A 23,950-nucleotide genomic window follows, 5' to 3' on the forward strand; every position below is an offset into this window, starting at 1 on the left:
GCGCCTCAATAGGGTAGTTAGTTTACAACCACTGTTTTAACCTGCTGAACAATGGCTGCAAATGCGGCTTTATCCATCACCGCCATATCGGCCAGAACTTTACGGTCCAATTCAATCGCCGCTTTTTTCAGGCCATTCACAAATACGCTATACGTCATATCATGCTCGCGCACAGCTGCATTGATACGGGTAATCCACAAAGCACGGAAAACGCGCTTTTTATTGCGACGGTCGCGGTAGGCATACTGCCCCGCTTTCATTACGGCTTGTTTGGCAACCCGATAGACATTGTTACGACGGCCACGATACCCTTTAGCAGCATCAATGACTTTTTTATGGCGGGCCCGTGCAGTGACCCCACGTTTAACTCGAGGCATGGTTTTCTCCTGTTCCTATGAGTGTGAGATCAAGCAAATGGAAGCATGGCGCGCACCGCGCCCATATCAGCGGCACACACTTGTGTGCTACCGCGCAAATGACGCTTACTTTTCGTCGACTTTTTGGTAAGGATATGGCGCTTAAAAGCTTGGCCCCGTTTAACGGTTCCACCTGGACGCACCACAAAGCGCTTAGCTGCGCTTTTCTTGGTTTTCATTTTAGGCATTAAAACTCCTGTTTTTCGAACATGAATCAAAGGTGTGCAGCTTATCTACGCTACCCTTAAACAACCTCTGATCACTTATACCGGCAATGCTCTGCCGAATTTTTTAGCGACCCCGCAAACCTGCCGCGTCATCGCTAAAACCTTGCACTGCATAGCCCTTAAGCTATTCAGCTACTTTTTCTTCTTAGGTGATAACACCATTACAATCTGTCGCCCTTCCATCTTGGGCATTTGCTCAACTTGACCATGTTCTTCCAGGTCAGCACGCAAACGCTCAAGCATGCGCATGCCAATTTCCTGGTGGGCCATTTCACGGCCTCGAAAACGCAAAGTGACTTTGGTTTTATCGCCTTCTTCGAGAAAGCGCGTCAAATTACGTAATTTGACATTGTAATCGCCATCATCTGTGCCCGGGCGGAATTTAACTTCCTTAACCTGAATCACTTTTTGTTTAAGCTTTGCCTCGTGCGCCTTCTTGGCTTCTTGGTACTTGAACTTCCCATAATCCATTAAGCGGCAAACTGGAGGAGCTGCTTGAGGCGCAATTTCGACTAAATCAATCTCGGCTTGTTCCGCTAAACGCAAAGCTTCAGCCAACTTTACAATCCCAATGGCCTCGCCATCTACACCCAACAAACGCACTTCAGGCGCTGTAATTCCGCTATTTAGGCGGTGCAAAGACTTATCTGTAGCGATGTTATTTCCTTTTTAAATTCAAAAAACCACTGTGCTCAACGTGCTAACTTAACCAAACGTTTTATAAAGTCACCTGATTGTTATAAAAGGCTCTTTTTAAACGATGTTATTTAAAGCTCAACATTTCATTGTGCAAACTCGCAACAAAATCGTCAAGCGAGATCACTCCACGATCTATGCCACCACGCGCACGCACAGCGACCATTTTAGCATCCCGTTCCCGGTCGCCTACAACCAGCAAATACGGGATCTTGCGTAACGTATGCTCGCGTATTTTATAGCTAATTTTTTCATTGCGCAAATCAGCTTCAACCCTGAAACCTTGCTTTTGCAGAGTTTCAGCGACCTCGCCCGCGTAAAGCGCTTGACTTTGGGCGATATTCAACACTACCGCTTGGGTTGGCGCGAGCCATACCGGCAACGCACCGGCATAATGTTCAATTAAAATTCCAATAAAGCGCTCCATTGAACCCAATACGGCACGATGCAGCATCACGGGTCGACGGCGGCTATTATCTTCTGCTACATACTCAGCATCAAGTCTTTCTGGCAAGACAAAATCAAGTTGCAGCGTGCCACACTGCCATGAACGGCCCAGCGCATCTTTAATATGATACTCAATCTTGGGGCCATAGAAAGCGCCTTCGCCCGGCAACTCTTGCCAATTTAAATTGCAGGCGGATAAAGCTTGGCGCAACCCTTCTTCTGCACGCTGCCAAGCTTCATCGGAACCCGCACGCTGCTCAGGACGTAGCGATAACTTAATCGCAATGTCCGTAAAACCAAAATCTTTATAAATCTCCATCGCCAATGTATTAAAGGCGATCGATTCAGCAATAATTTGTTCTTCCGTACAAAAAATATGCGCATCGTCTTGCACAAAACCGCGCACACGCATCAAGCCATGCAATGCGCCTGAAGGCTCATTACGGTGACATGAACCAAACTCCGCCAAACGCAATGGCAAATCACGATATGAATGTAGCGTGTGATTAAAAACTTGAACATGCCCCGGGCAACTCATCGGTTTAATCGCATAGTCACGTTTTTCAGATTCAGTCGTGAACATATTTTCACGATAGTTCTGCCAATGGCCGGAGCGCTCCCATAATAAACGATCGATCACCTGTGGCGTGCGAATTTCACGATAGCCGGCAACGGTGAGACGAGTCCGCATATATTGCTCAATTTGCTGCCATATCGCCCAGCCTGACGGATGCCAAAACACCATGCCCGGGGCATTATCTTGCAAATGAAAAAGGTCAAGCTGCTTGCCAAGTTTACGATGGTCGCGCTTTTCAGCTTCTTCTAGCTGGTATAAGTAAGCGTCTAACTGCTCTTGGGTCGCCCAAGCAGTACCATAAATCCGTTGCAACTGTTGATTGCGCGCATCACCCCGCCAATATGCGCCCGCGACTTTCAATAATTTGAAGGCTTTTAATTTGCCCGTATTCGGCACATGCGGGCCACGGCATAAGTCAGTAAAACCACCATGCGAATACAATGTAATCACTTCGCCAGGTGGAATTGACTCGATAAGTTCGGCTTTGTAATGTTCGCCGATACCATTAAAATAATGAATCGCTTGCTCGCGCGGCATTTCCCGGCGCAGCACCGCTTCGTTGCGCTTCACCAACTCGCGCATGTGTTTTTCAATTTTCTCAAGATCCTCTGGCGTAAACGGGCGACTATATGCAAAATCATAATAAAACCCATTTTGGATCACAGGTCCGATTGTCACCTGAGCTTCCGGATAAAGGTCTTTAACCGCATAAGCAAGCAAATGGGCGGCCGAATGGCGGATGATGCTCAAACCCTCTTCATCCTGACCCGTAATAATCGCCAAGGATACATTGCGCTCAATCAGCGCTGAAGTATCAACCAGCTTTCCATCAAGGCGCGCGCCGAGCGCTGCTTTAGCAAGCCCAGAGCTAATTGAGGCCGCCACTTCAGCCACCGAGACTGGGCGCTCGAAGTCGCGCACGGAGCCGTCAAGTAAATGTACTGAAATCATCAAGCGCTCCTAGCCGCGATTTAGAAGCCAATAACTTCTAGCGCAGCCATACAAAAAAGATAACAAAAATGCGGCCTTAACCATCTCTCGTTAAGACCGCATTAGTATTAATCAAATGAAATATTCGTTGGTAGGCTCGATTGGATTCGAACCAACGACCCCCACCATGTCAAGGTGGTGCTCTAACCAACTGAGCTACGAGCCTATAGAAGCCCGCATTTTAAAGGTTTTTTTTATAAAAGCCAATAACGATTTGCTCTTATGGCAGTGGTTCTTGGTAACCGGATCCAGATTTTCACTGTCCTCATGCCTCCGCGATAAAAGAAATCTACAATAAGCACTCTTTACCAATGTCTTCAAAGGTCGTTTTATGCTGCGCATTCACACAGTTTTTACATCGATTTTTCTCGCCGCCTAATTTTCCAGCATAACGACTCTACGACAATCCACTCAATGCGGTTTGCTCAAATTCTGAAACTGGGCGGCAATATCTTTAAGGGATAGTTGCGCCTGAACCTGGTTAAGAAAAATCCCAATAAAAATCGCCAACATAAACAATGTGATAGTTCCTTTGACAGGCTGACCATATGCCATAAGATCCAATTTTTCCGCGCCTTTGGCTAAAAACCCGAACGCCAAATCGACTAAAACTAAAATCAGTACCATCGGCGCTGCTAGCTTACAAATAATTTCCATCAATGTATCTGTCTGACGCAAGACGAATGCTTCAAGTATCGAGCCCGCCACCGGCGTCAAACTTTCGATCGGCCACCAATGGAAAGATTGGTAAAGCGCACCCAACAAGAAAATCATGCCGCCCAAAACCCAAAAAGCAGCGATTGTAAGTTGCTCTAACAACGAAGAAATAGGAGTGCTAATATCTTGACGCATTGGATTACTGACTTGAATATTATTAAAGCCGGCCAAATCGTCAATTAACACCCCAATACTAGAAGCAGCCCAAAAAATAGTCGAAGCAGCAAAACCCAGGATTAACCCTAACATCGCCTCTTTACCTACCACTAACAGCATCGTCAACGCGGGCATTTCCTGCAAACTCACTGGCTGGCCATAAGCGACAAAAGTACCAAACATGATGGCGACACTGTTTCTAGCCGTACCTTGCAAAACTTGGTCGCTTAAAGCAGGCAAAACCATTAGAACAATCAAAATCCGCGTACTGCATATCCCAATCGTCAGTAACAACCCAATGAACGACTCCGTAAGATGGTGCAACAATAGCAAGTCTTCCATAACTCGCTCCTAGAGATTATGTTTTGCGACATCGCGTAAGCGCCGTTGCGCTAATAGAGCCTCTTCCGCCTCTTCATCTAGCGCATTCTCAGCGGCACGCAATTGTGCGCGTCGTGCAACGCGCACCAACTTAGAATAAGCTTCAATTTGCGCCTCATTTTTGGCGATGCGTTGACGCGTCTCGGATATTTCAGCTTCTTTAGCTTGCACCGCTTTTTGGAGCGGTACTAATTCCGCTTCTAATTGCTGATGCCTCTCATTAACCAAATTTAGATACTGCCAAGCCGCTTCCAATTCAGCGATTTTAAGCAACGCCTCGCCACTCATCATATTATTAATGGCAATCGTACGCGTTTGCTGCTCTTGCAGTTGCTCAGCGATTTCGTCATTTTTTGCGGCAACTGCTTGCACCCGCTCAGCATATTCAGTGCGTTGCATAGCATAGGTTTTTTCTAGCTTTTCTGCGAGCCGCTTACGCGAGGCAAGCAATGTAGTAAACGCTATCATTCGACGATCTTTCATTCGCTGACGAGCTCCTGTAGCGTTTCAATTGTCTCAGTCGGATCGGCAAGCGCGTCTGTGCGCTGCGATAGCAAACTACGGATCGCTTCGATTTTTGCGATCGCCTCATCTGCAACAGGGTCACTGCCTGCTTGATATTCACCAAGCTGCAATAGGGTTTCTACTTCACGATGTTTAGCCAATAGACGTCGCACGCGCGCCGCGGCCTCCCGGTGCGGCTCAGGAGTGACCTGATGCATAACGCGCGATAAGCTGCCCAGTACGTCAATTGCCGGGTACTGATTACGGGCGGCAATCTCACGCGATAAAATAATATGACCATCAAGAATACTGCGCACTTCTTCAGCCACTGGATCGCTACTATCTTCATCTTCCATAAGCACTGTATAAAGTGCCGTAATAGAACCTTTATCTGACGTGCCAGCGCGCTCTAGTAAACGCGGCAACTCAGCAAATAACGAAGGGGGAAAACCACGCCGGGTAGGCGGCTCACCCGCCGCCAACCCAATCTCACGCTGCGCGCGCGCAAAACGAGTCAAAGAATCCATCATCAACAGAACGCGCAATCCTTGATCACGGAAATATTCAGCAATCGTAGTCGCTACATAACTGGCCTTCGCGCGTTCAATTGAAGAACGGTCTGAGGTTGCACACACAACCACTGAGCGCGCTAACGCCGTTTCGCCAAGAATCTGCTCAATGAATTCACGCACTTCACGACCGCGCTCGCCAATTAATGCAATGACACTAACATCGCAGGCTGAGCCTCGAGCAAACATGCCCATCAACGTGCTTTTGCCTACTCCAGCCGGGGCAAAGACCCCTACCCGCTGGCCGTCGCCGAACGTCATAAATGCATCCACCGCGCGCACACCCGTATAAAATGGCTCTTCGATTAAACGGCGGCTCATTGGATCAGGAGGATCGGCTAAAATCGGCCGCAGCGCCTCATATTCAAGTGGGCCGCGCTGATCAATCGGCGCGCCCAGCGCATCAATCACACGACCCAACAGTTGCGGCCCAACTTTAACTGAAAGCGGACGCCCCAGACCAATTACGCGAGTGGCGCGTGAAAGGTGGGTTAAGCTACCAAAAGGAGAAAGAATCGCAACACTTTGGGCAAAGCCAACCACTTCAGCATATTGCAGTAGTTTGCCCTCTGGACTGCGCAACTCGCACATCTCGCCCAGTTTAACCTCGATACCTGTAGCGCGAATCAGCGTACCGGTGACTTCAATGACTTTGCCAGCTTGCTGGACAGACGGCCGTAACCTGAGCTCGCGCTCAATTAAATCAGTCAGACCTTGGAAATCGCGCATTTGGTTCATTTGATTTAACCTGCCGACGGTGGATAAGGTTTTGTAGGAATTTTTTCAGAATTTACTTCGTCTGGATCTTCTGCATCTAAATCTTCTTCGTCTAAATTTCCTGTGGCTGAACCTTCTTCGCCTGAATCTTCTTCGTCTGAATCTTCTTCGCCTGAATCTTCTTCGCCTAAATTTTCTTCGCCTGAATCTTCTTCGTCTGAATCTTCTTCGCCTAAATCCTCCTCGTCTGAATCTTCTTCGTCTGAATCTTCTTCGTCTGAATCTTCTTCGTCTGAATCTTCTTCGTCTGAATCTTCTTCGTCTGAATCTTCTTCGTCTGAATCCTCTTCGTCTGAATCCTCTTCGTCTGAATCCTCTTCGTCTGAATCTTCTTCGTCTGAATCTTCTTCGTCTGAATCTTCTTCGTCTGAATCCTCTTCGTCTAAATCCTTTTCGTCTGAATCTTCTTCGTCTGAATCTTCTTCGTCTGAATCCTCTTCGTCTGAATCCTCTTCGTCTGAATCCTTTTCGTCTGAATCTTCTTCGTCTGAATCCTCTTCGTCTGAATCTTCTTCGTCTGAATCTTCTTCGTCTGAATCTTCTTCGTCTGAATCTTCTTCGTCTGAATCCTCTTCGTCTGAATCCTCTTCGTCTAAATCTTCTTCGTCTGAATACTCTTCGTCTAAATCTTCTTCATCTAAATCTTCTTCGTCTGAATCCTCTTCATCTGCATTCATCTCGCTGGCTACAGCGTGAGGCGCTTGCGTAATGTCTGCGGTAAGAGCCCGCTCAACAGCAGCGCGTAACGCCTGCAATTGAATGTCTAAACTTGCATCAACAATGCCAAAATCAGATTCACAGATGCAAGCTCCAAGCGCAAGCCGTCTATCTGAGCGCATAATTAATTTGATTGGCCGGCCTAGTTGGCCCAACTTACTGACAAACTCTTCAAAGGTCTGCTGGGCTGCTTCGAGCTGAGATGGATTAACTGAGACGGTAAGCGAAGAAGCCCCCTCAACAATTTGGTCCAAAGTCGACAGAGCGCGCGCGAATAAAGTTTTGGTGTCTTCTGTTTGCACTATTTGTTCAACTGCTGAGACGACCAATCCCGCTAGCCGCTCGCGCATGCGCAAACGAATCTGCTGATAATCACTCATGGCCGCTAAAGCACGTTCATACCACTCATCAAGCGCCTGCTCTTGGCCTTCTGCATACCCTTTTTTGTAAGCGTTTTCATATACCTTTTTAGCTTTTTCTTCGAGTTCGCGCTGCCCTTGCTCTCGCTCGCCTGCGAGTGCTGCAAAGCCATCCTCCAACTCAAGCAAACGCCCAAGCGCGGCCGCAGGAATTACATCGCCCTCAATGCCTATGCCTGCTTGCGCGAGCTTGGCAGCATTAGCGCGTTTTGGATAGCGCAGCCAGATCAACATAGCTCTTCCCCATTTAAATCAGGCAACATTGCCAGCACCGCCTCACTGCCATTAGGATCAAATCGTGTATCAATGCCGCCATCTTGCTTACACGTCGCCATAACCCATGGCAACGGCGCTTGCTCACGTGGAAAATGCATTTTCAACCAGGCAAACGGGCCGGTTGGCGCCCATATGCGATCACGTCCGAAGAGGCAAAGTCCTTCCCATTCAAGCTCAGCTTGCTGCAAAGCAATCAGCGGTTTCATCTCAAATGAACGCTCCAACAACGCGGTTTGCGGAGACCCCGGTAAAGCCATCAGTTGATCCAATTCTGCCGCATCCAGCCAAGTACGCAGTAACGCACGGCTTTTCCGGTCAATGCTATGACGCAGCTCACTGCGACGAAACGCCAATGCCCGCAAACGGAAACACTGTAATGCATGGGGGCTAGCTAAAGCGCCTAACTTACCTGACAGACCTTGAAAATCCTCCAATCGAGGGAGTTTCATATCTGCCAGCGCAAATAAAGCACGCGTACATTTAAGTCCTTCGCCCTGGTAACCGAGCACCACCAGCTTAGCTAATCCACCCCACCAGGAGGCGTGGATATAGCGCGGCAACACCGCAAGATTTCTACTATAAGCTGCAATTAACGCAGCATATTCTTGGTGTGTAGCGAGTAGCGAGTCCTGTGCAGCCATGGTGCCCAATTCCCATTTTGCTTTTGATTAAAGTCAAGTTTATGACCCGCCCGCATTTTTCTTGCGTGAACCTTTTTTCAATGTTTGAACCTGCTGCACAATTTTGCGTAGATATTGATTCGCCATGAGCACATCAGGTTTTAACCAAGCCAGTACGGCACCGGCTCCAACCAGTAACGCGATGAACACGATGCAGAGTGTTTTTAACCAGCCTACCGCATGATCTGGATTAGCGATTGCTGTATTAATGGGCTCCGCAGGCACTGTAATTACGCTCACTTGCTCGTAAGACAAGCCTTCAATGCTATGAACCACCAAATTTTTGATTTGCGGCGAGAGCGTAGCGACATTTGCATCGGGACGATATTTAATGAATACCGATGCCGAAGAAGGTTGTGCATGCTGCGCTAGCGGATCATTATTAGGCAATACAATATGCACCCGAGCGGTCACCACGCCATCTATTTCTGACAGCGTGCGTGAAAGCTCTTGTGAAACGCCATAAATAAAACGCACCCGCTCTTCAGTTGGGGTCGATACCAAGCCGTCTTTCTTAAACATGTCCCCTAAATTGGAGAATTTTTGCTGAGGCAATCCTTTAGCGCGCAACACTTCCATTGCACGCACTACTTGATCGCCCGAAACTGCAATGCTCCAGGTCTTGCCCCCATCAGGACTCGATTTACGCGCATCCACACCTGCTTGCAGTAGCGCAACGATCATTTCATTTGCGTCATGTTCACCCAGGTTGCCATAAAGCTCTTTCTGGCAGGCCGCCAGCAGCGCTATTAGTGCAATCGCGGCGAACAAGCGCCAACGTCTGCCAAACTGGGTATGAAACATAGTTATTGGTTCCTGAAAAGGGTCTCAACGGATTTTTTAGCGCCATCTACGACAGCTAATTTGCCTTGCATGTTAAAGCTAGTCATCATCATATCCATCGAAACTTGCATTGAGGCCGCGTGCATTTGTTGTATGCTCATATTGGGCATATTGTCCATCACGCTAGCCACATTTTGCATCGAATGTCGCAGCAGTGCATCTTGTTCTTCTGCAACTTGGCCGATCACGGATAAACTGTGTGAAGACTGCTCTGAGGCAACGAGTGGACCATCGCCATTGAACATTCCTTCAAATTTTTGTATCTGCGCTTCGTTCTGTTGGGCAACATAAGTCGGATTGCTCAAAGAGGTCAGGTCAGAAGGCATGGCAGACGTTACCTGCGCAGTCAAAAAGGGGTCCATGATTTATACTCCTCAAAACTCATTAAAATTTAACTTAGGCACGTGGGAAATATTCAGCACTTGTATTAAAAGCCTCTACCTGCGCCTTTGAACTCTCTTCTAGAATCTTAACCGCGTGTATTTCACTGGGAGCAAGCCGACCCTCAACAAACGCTATGTATTCTTGCAGCAACGTGACCAATTTCACCGCTTCTGGCGGTTCGTTGGCTTCTATCACTTGATCAGCTAGAATGGTCCACTTAGGATCTCGCTTCCTCAATAGGCAAAAAGCCAGGATGGCTTTACCATAATTAAAATCGGGCCGTAGACTAAGAATGCGATTAATCGTCCTAACCGCATCATCAAGCAAGCCTCGCTTCATGAGCAGCATGGCCTCATAGATTTCAAACTCGAGTAAATTCGGCCGCAAAACGCGCACAGCATTGATCATCAACTCAATATCGCCTGGGTCTGGCCCATCCCCCTCTTTCTCTTGAAAAGTGCTGTCGCCAACAACCGCTGCACTAATCACATCGATCAAGCCCCAGATCACTTCATCATCACAATCAAGGTAAGTCATCATGCTCTCCCTCATTTAGTGCATCGACTACGGGTAGGCAATGCAGAGTTAAAATATGCATTGAGCATAAGCAAGCAGCACTTAATCTGGGTGACCAAACCGAAATTATGGTATGAGACGCGAAGTCGTTTGATTGGCGACTCCCTAGGGGTTTAGCGGGTCAGGAGGCTGCCCCGAATATTGCGAGCTGCCCTTTTGGCACCCCTCATACGCTAAGCAAACTTATTCTTAGAGCAGAAAGGATGCCGGCTTTCACGCATTTATATTACTTTTTTTCAGCGGGGCGAGACTTGACGGCTATATTTGATTTGACCGGCGGCTTTACTGTGGCGCCAATGACCAGTCCTTGTTGTTGGAGCTTAGTCACTGACTTCTGACCTAGCCCCTTCACACGTGCAGCTAAATCCGCCAGATCCTGATATGGACCATGCGTATCGCGCTCTTTAACAATAGCTTCTGCTTTGACCGAATTAATCCCTTTTATGCTTTGCAAAGTGGCTACATTAGCAGCGTTCACATCGACTTGCGCATATGCAGAATGGATAACGCTGGTAAAGATTAGCGTTAGGATAGATACGATAAATAATAGATTCTTGAGCATTCTGGCTCTCCTTTGGCAGTGATTAACGCAATGCCGTGGTTAGCATTGCTTTAAGGAGATCCAGTGTAGGCGCTATGCGCCAGCAGTTATAGCTGGCCAATCAGCCAATTTACATAACGTGTAACGCCTTGCTCAACATCCAAAAATGGGGCGCTATAGCCAACTTTGCGTAACTGCGTTAAATCAGCTTGAGTAAAACATTGATATTTGCCGCGTAACGTATCTGGAAAAGGGATATATTCAATCAAGCCCTGCGCCACCAGTGCCGAAAGCGGTAAAGCCGCTTCACCGCCGGCGCGGCGTAAAGCATTCACTACACTTACCGCAATATCATTAAAAGGCTGCGCTCGGCCACTCCCCAAATTAAAAATGCCTGATTGCTGAGGGTGATCGAAGAAGTGCAAATTAACTTTGACGATATCTTCGACCGATACAAAATCACGCTGCTGCTGCCCAGCTGCATAACCATTGTATTCACCAAATAATTTCACCCGGCCCTGCGCCCGAAATTCATTAAAATTATGTAAGGCGACCGAGGCCATACGTCCTTTATGAGCCTCACCTGGCCCATAAACATTAAAATAGCGAAAACCAACAATCTGGGTTTGCGTCAGCGGCAATTTGCGGCGGACAAATTGATCGAATAAGAATTTAGAATAGCCATAAACATTAAGTGGATGCTCGCAAGCACGTGTTTCAGAGAAGTGCTGGCTCCCTCCGTAAATCGCCGCAGAGGATGCGTATAAGAAAGGAATCTGTTGCGCACCGCAGATCTCGAGCAACGAGCGGCTATACGCAAAATTATTCTCCATCATATAGCGGCCATCGGTCGCCATCGTATCTGAACACGCACCTTGATGAAAAACCGCACGTATTTTGCCAAACGCACCGCGCGCAAAACGTTCGATAAATTCAGTTTTATCGAGATAATCCGCGAGTTCACACTCCACTAAATTCTTAAATTTATCGGCACGAGTTAGGTTATCAACTGCAATGATATTATCTTCGCCACGCGCGTTTAAAGCCTTGACCAGATTACTACCAATAAAACCCGCGGCGCCAGTTACAATCAAAGTCATCAATATATTCTGTAAAATTATTAAGCTACATCGTGGCGAGATATTTGATCACCTACGCTGCATCAAACTTGCTTCGTTTTTTCGTCAGAGGCAGAAAAAAGTTCGTCATATTCTACTGCTGCTGCGCCGAGTTTGCCAACGACAATCCCCGCCGCCCGATTCGCATAAGTGACTGCGTCAATCAGCGGCATCTTCGCTGCCAACAGTGCAGCCAATGTAGCAATCCCCGTATCTCCCGCGCCTGCCACATCATAAACTTCTCGTGCCACCGTATTAATATGAAACACGCGCTCACCGTGATAAAGCGTCATGCCTTCTTCTGAGCGGGTGAGTAATAAAGCCTCAATACCAAGCGCCAAACGCAACTGCATAACGCGTTGCTTAAGATCTTCTTCTGATTGCCAGTCGCCAGTCACAGCCTGCAGCTCAGCGCGGTTTGGAGTAATCAGCGTAGCGCCGCGATAAGGCGTCCAGTCATTGCCCTTCGGATCAACCAACACCGGCTTGCCAGCAGAACGGGCGGTGGCAATCATATCCGTCATATAAGGCGCTAGATACCCTTTGCCGTAGTCAGACAGCAATACCACCGCTTGCTTGGCCAGCAATGCTTTAAAGTCCGTCAAGCCAGGGGACGGCGTTTCAGGCATTACTTTTTTTTCAAAATCAACGCGCAATAATTGCTGCTGGCGCGATACAACGCGCAGCTTCACCGTTGTCAGTCGTGCTGGATCACGCTCAAGGTAGGCATCAACACCACTTTCAACAAGTAGCTTAGCGAGCTGGCGACCCGCCTCATCATCGCCTACTACGCCGATTAAGCTAGCTTGCGCGCCAAGCACCGCAATGTTTCGCGCAACATTAGCCGCCCCGCCTAGGCGTTCCTCACAACGCTGGACATGTACTACCGGCACTGGCGCCTCAGGAGAAATGCGAGCGGTATCGCCAAACCAGTATCGGTCAAGCATCACATCTCCCACCACCAATACCCGCGCCAGGGCCAGTTGCTCCCGCACCGCAGGGGCACGATGGCAAGTTTGCGTCAGCGCTTCCTTATCTACAACCGCCATAGCCCCTCTTGTTCAGCAAAAGCAGCAGATACATTAAAACCCTTCATAAACCCGACCTATTGCATGATATTCAATGCCTAATTCGCTCATCTCAGCAGGTTCATATACGTTGCGGCCATCAAAAATCAAAGGTTTTTTAAGCTGTGCACGTAAACGCTGGAAATCAGGGTTTTTAAATTCATTCCACTCTGTAACCACCACCAGCGCATCCGCTCCCGCGACAGCCTGCATAGGATCCTCAGAGAGTGACAAGCGGGCGTGTGCCGCCGGCGCATTTTGCAAATCAAGCATAAAAACGCGCCGGGCTTCGTCCATCGCCACTGGGTCGTAAGCCACCACCGTAGCGCCACGCGCTAATAATGCAGCAATCAATATTCGACTTGGCGCTTCGCGCATATCGTCGGTGTTAGGCTTGAACGCCAGCCCCCAAACAGCAAACCGAAAAGCGGATAAGTCCTCACCCAAGCGCGCAACAATTTTTCGCACTAACACTTGCTTTTGTGCATCATTAACCGCTTCAACCGCAGACAGAAGAGGCAAAGGTTGATGATATTCGCTCGCGGTGCGAATTAAAGCCTGCACATCTTTTGGAAAACAAGAGCCACCATAGCCACATCCTGCAGATAGAAAATGATTGCCAATCCGCGGATCAGGGCCAATCCCACGGCGCACCTCTTCAATATCAGCGCCCATGCACTCAGCCAAATTAGCCAGTTCGTTGATAAAAGAAATACGGGTTGCCAACATTGCATTCGCCGCGTATTTGGTTAATTCAGCCGAACGCACGTCCATTTGCAAAATACGCTTATGATCACGGTTAAATGGTGCATATAAGCACCTCATGATTTCGGCTGCACGCACGCCATTTTGATCATTGTCGCAGCCCAGCACAATCCGGTCAGGCTGCATAAAATCACCAATCGCCTCACCTTCTTTCAAAAACTCTGGATTCGAGACAACGGAAAACGAGTGCTCAACTGCGCGCGCAGCTAGTTCAACTGCAATCGTTTGCTGGACGCGTTGCGCAGTGCCAACCGGCACCGTCGATTTATTCACGATTACTTTGAAGCCCTGCATGTGCTGGCCAATATTACGCGCCGCCGCTAATACATATTGCAGATCGGCCGACCCATCCTCATCCGGCGGAGTACCCACGGCGATGAATAAAATGTCGCCATGCGCGGCTCCGGCTGCGAGATCAGTCGAAAAATGAATCCGGCCAGCCGCGCGATTACGCGCAATCATTTCTTGTAGTCCAAGCTCATAAATAGGAACCCCACCATGATTCAAAAGATCGATTTTATGCGCCGCGACATCAATGCAAAATACATGATTGCCTGTCTCCGCCAAACAGGCTCCGGTGACAAGACCCACATAACCCGTGCCGATAATCGTAATATTCATGCGTTCTTATTTGTTTTGATAAAGCTCAATAGAGTCAATAATGTTAGCGAAAAGACAAATCCAAACCTAGCTATTCGACATAGGTTCAGTACGGCACGGCGCATAGGTTTCCCAGCCGCGACATCCCGGACATTGCCAATAAAAAAGCCGAGCGCGAAAACCACAATCCCGACAAATATAGCGCGGCAAATTTTTTGTGCGCTGGACTAATAGCGTGCGCATCAACTCAAACTCGCTACGGCGCACGTCAGTAGCCGTGGCCAGTTGCGCGTCAAGCAGTCTAATCATGCCCGCTAAATTGGGCGCTTTTTGCATTTGCGCGCGCGCCAGTGTATGCGCGGCCTCAATTCCTTGCTGTGCCGCAATATGCGGATACGCAATATCTAATAGATCATGTGACGCATGGCGCTCAAGGTAGTCAATCAATAAGCGGCTACCTTGTTCCGCGCGGCCCAATTTCTCATGAGCACGCATCAACTTCTCAGCGACCAGTGGCAAATATATCGCGTTTTCTTTCTCAATTTGCGTCCATTCATCTATAGCAGAGGTTAGGTTTCCCAACCCAAATTCAACCTCCCCCCGTAGAATAATTGCCCGTGGATTGGCGGGATCAGCCACCAGCGAACGCTCAAGCTCACTGCGCGCCTCATCGATTTGTTTACGCTGCAACGCCTCCTCAGCAAGCTCGCAGTAAAATTGCGCGATCTGCTTACGGCAAGGCTGCACCCCCAACGCTTCGAGCCGCTCGGCAATTGCAATGGCTCGCCGCCAATCTTTTTGAATGCCATAAATTGTTAATAAGCTGCGTTGCGCTTCACTTGCGTATGTCCCTGTCACCAACAGCTCAAACGCGGCTTCGGCGCGGTCAAAAAGACCCGCTTTCAAAAAATCTTGGCCTAATTCATAAAGCGCGTGATCCCTCTCCACCACTGGTAAATCAGTACGATTAAGTAAATTTTGATGCACTCGAATAGCGCGCTCCGTTTCACCTCTGCGACGAAATAAATTGCCTAACGCGAAATGGAGCTCAGTGGTTTCAGGATCGAGTTTGGCGATCTCAATAAAAGCATCAATTGCTTTATCATGTTGTTCGCTGAGCAGAAAATTAAGGCCACGGAAATAAGAGCGCGGCAGATGCGCCCCCTCCGCTAGCAAATGTTTAAGATCAAAACGCGCCGCCATCCAGCCCAAACCAAAAATGAGCGGAATAACCAGCAGCCACCAGAAATCAAGATCCATGCGTAGACCGTACTTATTGTTGTGATTAGATCAGTGGCGGCGGCAATTCATCGCGCGCATTCGGTAGCTCACGTACACGCTTGAGCTCACGCTTAAGGCGCCCAATTTCAAATTGCCGGTGAAAATTTGTAGGAAGCGTAAAAAGCAATCCAGCGAATACACCAACGGCGAAGAAAGCAAATCCAATCGTAATTAAAGGCGCTTGCCAACTGTATCCCGCAAAAAAATTCAATATTACGGTTTGCGTATTAGCCAGCGCCAATAACAGTAGCACTGCAAACACAAGAAGGCGAACTAACCAAACTAGAAAGCGCATGCGAATAAGCCCATAAGTGCTTGAATTAGGAAAACAGAGAGGCTTTAATCGCCTATCAGCGCAGGAAGCAAAAGCGTATTATAAACGAAGCGACTCCCAGCCGGAGAGCATAAAAATCTTTAATAACAGTGACACCACCTAGCCTCAACAGAATAACTGGTGTTCGTTAGAACCGTCCTCAAATTTATAACTGAGCGATCTAAGCGCGACGCATCAAAGCTAGACAGAAAAGCCTTCAAATCAAATATAGCCATTCGGCTAGCTATTACTCATCGGATAAGCGCTACACAATAACAGTACCGTACTTGAGCTGCTAAAGCATACAGTTGAAATGAAAAAATTATCCATGCCGCATGATGCGCTGTATAAGTCTTTCTTAAAAGATATTGATATAGCGCAAGAGTTTTTGCAGCTTCATTTGCCGCTGTATCTGCAAAAAGAATGTGATTTCAATACGCTACAACTGGTTTCAGGCGCTTTTGTGCAAAGTAATCTCAGCCAGCGCTTTGCCGATATAGTGTATTCAGTGAATAGCCCAGACGGACAAGACAAGCTGTATATCTTAATGGAACATGAGAGTACTGCCAGCGCTCTTCCGCCGTTTAAGCTTTCAAGTTACTTAAACGGCATCATGCAGCAGCATCTTGAACAAGGTCATAAACAACTACCAGCTGTATTTGAGATGATTTTTTACCGGGGCGAACGGCCTTATCCAGGACCTACGAATTATTTGAATTGCTTTAAGCGTAAGCAGTTAGCGCAAAAACGCTTGGGGCTGCCTGCATCGGTCAAAATTCTAGATCTACCCACTATTCCAGACGAAGAAATAAAGCGCTATAAACGTATGGCGGCGCTAACCTTAGCGCAAAAATACATAGGCACGCAAAATTTAATGCAGTTTGCACCGCAGTTAGCCGAACTGTTGCAATGTTACCCCTTGCCGGTTGAAAAACTGAGGCAGTTAATCTACTATTTAGTTGAAGAAGGCCGTGGCGATGATGGGCTGTTTTTACAGTTCTTGATGGAAAACGTAAGACAATGTCGAGAGGATGAAGAGATGAAAACACTAGGGCAATTTTTGCGAGATGAAGGGCGCGAAGAAGGGCGGAGAGAAGGCTGGCGTGAGGGCCAGCGCAAAGGCGAGCAACTAAAAGCACTTGCTATTGCTCAAAATCTGCAGAATCTAGGATTAGAGCTAGATACGATTAAAAGAGTCACAGGTCTTTCTGATCTTAAAGGATTCGCATAAATATATTTCACTATTAATATTTATCAATCCAAACGCTGGCGGGCTGGAGAGCATCAAAACTCAGGATTCCGGCCGCCAGCTCCGCAAGGATTTATATTCCTTCAGCTAGCTAAATTCTCTTCTTCAGTATTTAGTTTTGGACTCTGACCTTTTAATGACTGTTGCATACGTCCTATCTTATCAGCATCTAAGAGAATGAGATCTCGTAATCGGCCGACGAGGCGTATCTTTACGGTGCCTGAATGAAGAGGACCTTCCTGGAGTTACTTCAAGCCATATTCTTTCTGCAAAAGATAAAGGATTTATATCCATGCGAAGCCATATAGCGTCAATCTCTTCTTTTTCAGGTAAGGCACCGTCTATATCTTCCGCTTGCGAAAATGGTCGAAACAGTTCAACAGCGTTTCTAATTAAGGTCATTATTTCATTAATGTTATTTTTATCATTAGCCAAGCTTTTGAAGAACTCTTCGCTATACGTATTCTTATCACCAAGCGGCACAAGTTTCTTTTGATTGTCTCTGTAAAATTCCGCGATTTTTACTAGTGCTTCTTGCCTCTCATCTTGCGGAAAATTTGTCTCTTTCTCTTTTAAAAGAGTTGTACCTAATTTAAGTGCCGTAGTAAAAGAGCGCATAAATCCACTCGCATCTGCATTTTTTTTAAGCTTTGCCACACTTTCTACATCTTGCTTTTGTATCCATTCCTTAAATTTTTGAATGTTGAATACGCCATCTGAATCCGTAACAAATAATTTATTAAGCCCTACTAATGCACATTCAATAGATCGCTGCTGGCGTAGTTGTTTTTGATTAACACCGCCCAGACTACTATCTATAGGGAGCATTCCGGTATATGAAATAGGGGCTTGCTCCATAACCACTCTATTTTTGCTGCTCTTGTGAAATACTTGTTCCTCTCCTCCTGAAATCTTGCGCCATGCCTGATCGAGAATCTGTCCCATTTTTTGTCTGTATGAAGCCTTGGTTTGGCACTCCGCCGAATCTACCTGCTTAGGCACGCAGCCTGGCGACTCAGATAAAAATTCTGTAGCTGTAATAATATTATCCTCATTAGAATTTATCGGACTTAATGAATCTAGAGGGATTATTTCAGACGGCTCAATTTTGGCTAGTCTATTCATGGCCCTACGCTTTTCCTGCGCTCCACGCGCCAATGCGTTTTCAACTGACGCACGATGGATATTACGTTTTTTCAATGCATGATTAGCAGAAGAAAACATCATTGATTGATCGTGGTCTGACAATTCTAGCGTCACAGATATACGAATAGGCCGCTGTCGAGTAAAATCCTTTTCCTCCACTAAAGGAAAAGGCTGCCCTTTTTTACCTGCATATCCGCCTATCATTAAAATCACCTTAAAAAAAAGAAAAATCTAACCCTTTGATAGCTTCTCTGCAGCCAAGTTCGCACATCTGCACAAATTTTCCTGGAAGAAGAACTACCACTTGCTGCGCATGTGTTCATACGCGATGAAGACTATTATAGATTTTTCTAATTAAAATTAGAAATTAATTGTAATTATCTATTTTATAGGGGAATTGAATGAGAGAAGAGCGCTTCGTTGTTTCAACGATTTACTTGCTCACGTAATGCTTTGCCTGGTTTAAAGTGCGGCACGTATTTCTCTTGCACTAAGACTTCTTCGCCTGACTTGGGGTTTCGACCAACCCTAGGGCGACGACAATTGACAGAAAAACTACCGAAACCACGAATCTCGATGCGATGGCCTTGAGCCAGTGCTCCAGACATCGCATCGAGGAGCGCGCTTACCGCCAGGCTTGTGTCTTTAAGCACAAGTAACGGAAAGCGCGCCGCGAGTTGCGCGACCAATTCAGATCTGGTCATGCCCGCTTACTGATTTTGACTATCCAGCTTGGCTTTAAGCAGTGCACCAAGGTTGGTGGTCCCGCTTGCTGCTGCGTTATCGCGTTGGCTATCTGGCTGCACGCCGGCATCTTTTGCTTTTATTGATAGATTAATGCTACGCGCTTTACGGTCAATATTGATGACCATCGCATCAACCGCATCACCTTCTTTAAGTACAGTGCGCGCATCTTCAACTCGATCACGGCCGATTTCAGAAGCACGCAAGTAGCCGTCGACATCCGTTGTCAGCGCTACTACAGCGCCTTTAGCGTCCACTGATTTAACTGTGCCTTGCACGACTGAACCTTTGTCATGCACCGCAACATAGTTATTAAATGAATCGCCTTCAAGCTGCTTAATACCAAGCGAAATGCGTTCTTTTTCAACGTCGATACCTAATACCACGGCCTCAACCTCGTCGCCTTTCTTAAATTTGCGCACGGCCTCTTCGGCTGCTTCATTCCATGACAGGTCGGACAAGTGCACTAAACCGTCGATCGCGCCAGGCAAGCCAATAAATACACCGAAATCAGTGATGGATTTAATCGCGCCTGAAAGTTTGTCGCCTTTTTTGTAGTTACGGCTAAAGTCGTCCCATGGATTAGGTTTGCATTGTTTCATGCCAAGGCTAATACGGCGACGGTCTTCGTCAATCTCAAGCACCATCACTTCAACCTCATCACCCAACTGTACGGCTTTACCTGGAGCAACGTTTTTATTCGTCCAATCCATCTCGGACACATGCACTAAGCCTTCAATGCCGGATTCAACTTCAACAAATGCACCATAGTCAGTAATATTAGTGACTTTACCAAACAAACGGGTGCTAGATGGATAGCGACGCGCAATGCCTTCCCATGGATCGCCACCGAGCTGTTTGACCCCCAGTGAAACGCGGTTCTTTTCTTGGTCGAATTTGAGAATCTTGGCTGTGATCGTTTGGCCTACAGTCAGCGCCTCACTTGGATGACGCACACGCCGCCAAGCAATATCCGTGATATGCAATAACCCATCAATGCCGCCCAAATCAACAAATGCGCCATAATCGGTAATATTTTTAACGATACCTTCAACCACTGCGCCTTCTTGTAAGGTTTCAAGCAGTTTCGCCCGCTCTTCACCTTGTGATGCCTCAATCACAGCGCGGCGCGAGAGCACCACATTATTACGCTTGCGATCTAATTTAATCACGCGGAATTCAGTTGTCGTACCCTCATAAGGCGTGGTGTCTTTAACTGGACGCGTATCAATCAATGAACCTGGCAAAAAGGCGCGGATGCCGTTTACCATAACCGTCAGACCACCTTTAACCTTACCGGTAATTGTGCCAGTGACCAGCGCAGCATCGTCCAGCGCTTTTTCAAGCGAGAGCCAAGAAGCCAGACGTTTAGCTTTATCACGCGATAAGACTGTGTCGCCATAACCGTTTTCCAGCGCATCGATTGCAACTGAAACAAAATCGCCTACTTGAGCCTCAAGCTCGCCTTGGTCATTTAAAAATTCATCAACTGGAATATAGGCTTCGGATTTGAGACCGGCGTTCACGACCACAAAATTATGGTCAAAACGCACCACTTCGGCGGAGATCACTTCACCCGCGCGCATATCTTGGCGAGAAAGCGATTCTTCAAATAGCGCAGCGAAGGATTCGATATGAGGTGTAGAGGTTGAGGTTTGTAAATCGGACATAAAATTAGGATGTACTACGCGCACTATATTGGTATAGTTACTTACGGCAAAACTGCGCGCGGGGTTAAAAGTTAATCACCAAGCTGCTCTTTACAAATTTTCAAAAGCAGCCAACCTAAGCAGCACCGGCCCCTATGGCGATACGCCTATGCACTTGCATGGGCGTGCGAGACAGGGACCGATAATGCAACGAACCACTCGAGTATTTTACCAACCACTTGTTCTACAGAAAGATTGGAAGTATCGAGTATTTTCGCATCTTCAGCAGGCCTAAGCGGAGCGCTCACGCGCTGTATATCACGCGCATCACGCTTAGCCAAGTCTTGCGAAAGGATTTCTATACTAGCAGGAAAACCTTTCTCTATCAATTGTTTATAGCGCCTCTGCGCGCGCGCCTCAACGCTGGCCGTCAGAAAAACTTTTAAGGTCGCGTCTGGAAAAACCACCGTACCCATATCCCGGCCATCCGCCACCAGACCCGGTAAGGTACGCAAGGCGCGCTGCCGAGCAAGCAACGCGAGTCTTATGGGTGCATGTAGGGCAATTTCAGAAGCGCGATTGCCAATTTCTTCGGCCCGGATTTCATTCGATACTTTAACCCCATCGAGTTTTACATATCCGTCTCTAAATACAATATGCAGCTCACGCGCTAATAGAGTAAGGGCAGCCACATCCTGTACCGCTAACTGGCGCCGCAGACTCGCCAAAGCCAGCAACCGATACAATGCGCCACTATCAAGATAATGAAAGCCTAACCGCTGTGCCACTTGCTGCGCCACGGTTCCCTTGCCGGACGCCGTTGGCCCATCAATCGCAATTACGGGTGCGTGCAGCTTTGTATGCTGTTTTGCATGTTCTCTAACAGTCGTCATCGCACGATTGCGGCAAAGCGCTCAAAATAGTCAGGAAACGTTTTGGCCACACAATTTGGATCATTAATTCTAATTGGAACACCAGCCAAACTCACTAGCGAAAAGCACATGGCCATGCGGTGATCGTCATATGTATCAATCACCGCCCCCGCGCTTAGCGTAGCCGGCGGCGTAATGCGTAAAAAATCCGCGCCCACCTCAATCATCGCGCCCAATTTACAAAGTTCAGCCGCCATCGCGGCTAAACGATCCGTTTCCTTGACGCGCCAACTTGCAATATTACGCAATGTGCTCGTCCCTTCAGCAAAAAGCGCCAGCACTGCGAGTGTCATAGCAGCATCGGGAATTAAATTACAATCCATATCAATGGCTTTAAGCCGGCGTTGGCTATTTGCAGCGCCGCTGACTTCGATCCAGTCCGGTCCCATCGTTACATTTGCGCCCATCTGCGTCAACACATCGGCAAAGCCAACATCGCCTTGGATACTTGCGCGCCCTACCCCAAGCACTCGCAATGGTCCTTTCCCTACCGCGCCGGCCGCCAAAAAATAAGAGGCCGATGATGCGTCCCCTTCAACGGTTATATGGCCTGGTGCTTGATAAGAAGAGTCTGTGGCAAGAGTGAAATGGTGCCAGCCCTCACGCTCTACTGGCACGCCAAAGCGCGCCATCAGATTCATCGTAAGATCAATATAGGGCTTTGAAATCAATTCTCCATCAATTTTGATCATGGTGCGGCGCGCCGCCACTGGCAATAGCGGGAGCGCCATAAGCAAAGCACTCAAAAATTGGCTTGATACATCGCCGCGCACGTGGAGTTGCTGCGCCGGCGCGATGTGCTGCATACGCTCAATCACCAATGGCGGAAAACCAGCACGCCCAGCATAGGCAAGCGACGCGCCTAGCTCTTGCAAACTATCGACTAAATCCCCAATCGGCCTTTCGTGCATACGCGGCACGCCAGAAATTTGGTACGCGCTACCCTCTCCCGCTTGCAACGCAAGGGCAGCGCTTAGTAATCGCACCGCCGTACCCGCATTGCCCAGAAAAAGCTGTGCTTTTCTAACGGGGAACGTACCGCCTATCCCGTCGATTAGATAATCTTGCCCTTGTCGTACGTAATGCACGCCAAGTTGAGTTAATGCATCTAACATCACGCGCGTATCATCCGCCTCTAGCAGATTAGCAATAACGGTTTTTCCAGATGCCAGCGCCGCTAGCAAAAGCGCGCGATTTGAAATGCTTTTTGAGCCCGGTAACTGCACCGTACCCCCGGCATAGGTATACGGCCCTAAATCAAGATGTTTCATTTTTAGATAATGACCAGTGTGTGCGTATAGTGCGAGCGCGCTCAAACAGGGCTTGAATGGCTAGGCCATCACTCTCTTCAAGGGCCCTGCGCAAATTGTTTACTACTGCTAGATAACCGTCCAATTCTGCCAGCAAGGCGCTCCGGTTAGCCAAACAAATATCGCGCCACATTTCCGAGTTTGACGCGGCCAGCCGAGTGAAGTCCTGAAACCCACTTCCCGCAAGAGCGAGCTTGAGCTTAAGGTTACCCATTGTAAGCAACTGCTCAATCAATGCAAAGGCAAGTAAATGCGGCAAATGACTGACCGCAGCCAATACTTGGTCGTGCTGCGCTGGCGTCATAATATGAATCTTCGCCCCAACCGAGCGCCACATCGCTGCGATACGTTCACATGCTGACTCGGTATTTTCTGGCTGCGGGCACAACACCACATTACGCTGCGCATATAACGTATCTAGCGCCGCCTCAACCCCACTTAACTCACGCCCAGCAATTGGATGCCCTGGCACAAACTGATTTATTTTATCGCCCAAAGCGGTAGCCGCAGCAGCCAGCACATCCAGTTTTGTGCTGCCCACATCAGTGATTAATGCCTGCGCCTCAAGATACGGCGCAATGCGCTCAAGCACGCCACCCGTTTGCGCCACAGGCACGGCCAAGACAATTAAATCTGCGCCAGACAGAGCTTGGCTTAACGCCATAGGATCAGACCACGCGACAGCCTGATCAATTACGCCCAGCTGCAGCGCGCGAGCAATCGAGTCCAGCGTGCGGCCAACTCCAACAATTGTTCCTCTAGCCTCAGCGGGCGCCCGCCGCAGTGCACGCGCCAAAGAGCCCCCCATCAAACCCACGCCAACAATCACTAATTTTTTAAACGAGAAATCACTAGCGGGCAAAGCCTCAGAAGGAGAAGAGGC

At 48.1% G+C, this 23,950-nt stretch carries 25 protein-coding genes and 1 tRNA gene; 1 reads left to right on the forward strand and 25 read right to left on the reverse strand.

Features of this window, described 5'->3' with window-relative positions; genetic code table 11:
• Positions 1–17: 17 nt before the first annotated feature.
• The 19 genes from rplT to MCB1EB_RS08985 form a co-directional block, all read right to left on the reverse strand.
• Positions 18–377: a 50S ribosomal protein L20 gene (rplT, locus tag MCB1EB_RS08895; protein ID WP_045365056.1), complete on the reverse strand. Its 360-nt coding sequence runs from the start codon at positions 375–377 to the stop codon at positions 18–20.
• A 29-nt stretch (positions 378–406) separates the two neighbouring features.
• Positions 407–604, reverse strand: a complete 198-nt coding sequence (gene rpmI, locus MCB1EB_RS08900; RefSeq protein ID WP_026921280.1) for a 50S ribosomal protein L35 — start codon at positions 602–604, stop codon at positions 407–409.
• A 171-nt stretch (positions 605–775) separates the two neighbouring features.
• A complete protein-coding gene (gene infC, locus MCB1EB_RS08905; RefSeq protein ID WP_081677994.1) occupies positions 776–1,282 on the reverse strand; it encodes a translation initiation factor IF-3 in 507 nt (168 codons plus the stop codon).
• Positions 1,283–1,406: 124 nt separating this feature from the next.
• Positions 1,407–3,314, reverse strand: coding sequence for a threonine--tRNA ligase (gene thrS / locus MCB1EB_RS08910; protein ID WP_045365052.1), 1,908 nt, complete (start codon positions 3,312–3,314; stop codon positions 1,407–1,409).
• Positions 3,315–3,442: 128 nt separating this feature from the next.
• Positions 3,443–3,519 (reverse strand) — tRNA-Val (locus tag MCB1EB_RS08915).
• Positions 3,520–3,764: 245 nt separating this feature from the next.
• Positions 3,765–4,568, reverse strand: a complete 804-nt coding sequence (gene sctT, locus MCB1EB_RS08920) for a type III secretion system export apparatus subunit SctT (RefSeq protein WP_034956882.1) — start codon at positions 4,566–4,568, stop codon at positions 3,765–3,767.
• A 9-nt stretch (positions 4,569–4,577) separates the two neighbouring features.
• Positions 4,578–5,090, reverse strand: coding sequence for a hypothetical protein (locus tag MCB1EB_RS08925; protein WP_045365048.1), 513 nt, complete (start codon positions 5,088–5,090; stop codon positions 4,578–4,580).
• The gene (sctN, locus tag MCB1EB_RS08930; protein WP_045365046.1) at positions 5,087–6,418 is read right to left on the reverse strand and encodes a type III secretion system ATPase SctN; all 1,332 of its coding nucleotides are present in this window, start codon (positions 6,416–6,418) and stop codon (positions 5,087–5,089) included. The genes MCB1EB_RS08925 and sctN overlap by 4 nt, the downstream gene beginning before the upstream one ends.
• Before the next feature lie 5 nt (positions 6,419–6,423).
• Entirely contained in the window at positions 6,424–7,827 is a 1,404-nt protein-coding gene (sctL, locus tag MCB1EB_RS08935) for a type III secretion system stator protein SctL (RefSeq protein ID WP_052394024.1), read from the reverse strand.
• A complete protein-coding gene (locus tag MCB1EB_RS08940) occupies positions 7,821–8,510 on the reverse strand; it encodes a type III secretion protein HrpB4 (protein ID WP_052394021.1) in 690 nt (229 codons plus the stop codon). Before MCB1EB_RS08940 ends, sctL begins: the two co-directional genes overlap by 7 nt.
• A 39-nt stretch (positions 8,511–8,549) precedes the next feature.
• On the reverse strand, positions 8,550–9,353 hold the full coding sequence (sctJ, locus tag MCB1EB_RS08945) for a type III secretion system inner membrane ring lipoprotein SctJ (protein ID WP_081953570.1): 804 nt from the start codon (positions 9,351–9,353) through the stop codon (positions 8,550–8,552).
• 2 nt (positions 9,354–9,355) lie between these two features.
• Positions 9,356–9,754 carry a hypothetical protein gene (locus MCB1EB_RS08950; RefSeq protein WP_026921286.1) on the reverse strand — a complete coding sequence of 133 codons (399 nt, stop codon included), beginning with the start codon at positions 9,752–9,754 and terminating at the stop codon, positions 9,356–9,358.
• Between the two features lie 34 nt (positions 9,755–9,788).
• Positions 9,789–10,313: an HrpB1 family type III secretion system apparatus protein gene (locus MCB1EB_RS08955; RefSeq protein WP_232034103.1), complete on the reverse strand. Its 525-nt coding sequence runs from the start codon at positions 10,311–10,313 to the stop codon at positions 9,789–9,791.
• A 265-nt stretch (positions 10,314–10,578) separates the two neighbouring features.
• Positions 10,579–10,914, reverse strand: a complete 336-nt coding sequence (locus MCB1EB_RS08960) for a ComEA family DNA-binding protein (protein ID WP_045365043.1) — start codon at positions 10,912–10,914, stop codon at positions 10,579–10,581.
• Positions 10,915–11,000: 86 nt separating this feature from the next.
• Complete coding sequence (gene rfaD, locus MCB1EB_RS08965; protein WP_026921287.1) at positions 11,001–11,993, reverse strand: ADP-glyceromanno-heptose 6-epimerase; 993 nt, start codon at positions 11,991–11,993, stop codon at positions 11,001–11,003.
• A 62-nt stretch (positions 11,994–12,055) separates the two neighbouring features.
• Positions 12,056–13,060 carry a D-glycero-beta-D-manno-heptose-7-phosphate kinase gene (rfaE1, locus tag MCB1EB_RS08970; protein ID WP_052394017.1) on the reverse strand — a complete coding sequence of 335 codons (1,005 nt, stop codon included), beginning with the start codon at positions 13,058–13,060 and terminating at the stop codon, positions 12,056–12,058.
• Between the two features lie 33 nt (positions 13,061–13,093).
• A complete protein-coding gene (locus MCB1EB_RS08975; RefSeq protein ID WP_045365040.1) occupies positions 13,094–14,464 on the reverse strand; it encodes a UDP-glucose dehydrogenase family protein in 1,371 nt (456 codons plus the stop codon).
• Between the two features lie 66 nt (positions 14,465–14,530).
• The gene (gene lapB, locus MCB1EB_RS08980; protein WP_045365037.1) at positions 14,531–15,703 is read right to left on the reverse strand and encodes a lipopolysaccharide assembly protein LapB; all 1,173 of its coding nucleotides are present in this window, start codon (positions 15,701–15,703) and stop codon (positions 14,531–14,533) included.
• Positions 15,704–15,728: 25 nt separating this feature from the next.
• On the reverse strand, positions 15,729–16,019 hold the full coding sequence (locus MCB1EB_RS08985; RefSeq protein WP_045365035.1) for a LapA family protein: 291 nt from the start codon (positions 16,017–16,019) through the stop codon (positions 15,729–15,731).
• Positions 16,020–16,350: 331 nt separating this feature from the next.
• Between MCB1EB_RS08985 and MCB1EB_RS08990 the strand changes: the two genes are divergently transcribed.
• The gene (locus MCB1EB_RS08990; protein ID WP_045365032.1) at positions 16,351–17,268 is read left to right on the forward strand and encodes an Rpn family recombination-promoting nuclease/putative transposase; all 918 of its coding nucleotides are present in this window, start codon (positions 16,351–16,353) and stop codon (positions 17,266–17,268) included.
• A 180-nt stretch (positions 17,269–17,448) separates the two neighbouring features.
• Here the strand turns inward: MCB1EB_RS08990 and MCB1EB_RS08995 are convergent, their stop codons facing one another.
• From MCB1EB_RS08995 to MCB1EB_RS09020, 6 genes are all read right to left on the reverse strand, one after another.
• Positions 17,449–18,645 carry a hypothetical protein gene (locus MCB1EB_RS08995; RefSeq protein WP_152034323.1) on the reverse strand — a complete coding sequence of 399 codons (1,197 nt, stop codon included), beginning with the start codon at positions 18,643–18,645 and terminating at the stop codon, positions 17,449–17,451.
• 212 nt (positions 18,646–18,857) lie between these two features.
• Positions 18,858–19,136, reverse strand: coding sequence for an integration host factor subunit beta (locus tag MCB1EB_RS09000; protein WP_045365025.1), 279 nt, complete (start codon positions 19,134–19,136; stop codon positions 18,858–18,860).
• A gap of 6 nt (positions 19,137–19,142) precedes the next feature.
• Positions 19,143–20,846, reverse strand: coding sequence for a 30S ribosomal protein S1 (rpsA, locus tag MCB1EB_RS09005; RefSeq protein ID WP_026921289.1), 1,704 nt, complete (start codon positions 20,844–20,846; stop codon positions 19,143–19,145).
• A 146-nt stretch (positions 20,847–20,992) separates the two neighbouring features.
• Entirely contained in the window at positions 20,993–21,718 is a 726-nt protein-coding gene (gene cmk / locus MCB1EB_RS09010; RefSeq protein WP_045365022.1) for a (d)CMP kinase, read from the reverse strand.
• On the reverse strand, positions 21,715–23,028 hold the full coding sequence (gene aroA / locus MCB1EB_RS09015) for a 3-phosphoshikimate 1-carboxyvinyltransferase (protein WP_045365019.1): 1,314 nt from the start codon (positions 23,026–23,028) through the stop codon (positions 21,715–21,717). The genes cmk and aroA overlap by 4 nt, the downstream gene beginning before the upstream one ends.
• Positions 23,015–23,875, reverse strand: coding sequence for a prephenate dehydrogenase (locus MCB1EB_RS09020; RefSeq protein WP_431311513.1), 861 nt, complete (start codon positions 23,873–23,875; stop codon positions 23,015–23,017). The genes aroA and MCB1EB_RS09020 overlap by 14 nt, the downstream gene beginning before the upstream one ends.
• Positions 23,876–23,950 lie beyond the last annotated feature (75 nt).

The sequence above is a fragment of the Mycoavidus cysteinexigens genome (assembly GCF_003966915.1).
In the GTDB taxonomy this organism is placed as follows: Bacteria; Pseudomonadota; Gammaproteobacteria; order Burkholderiales; family Burkholderiaceae; genus Mycoavidus; species Mycoavidus cysteinexigens.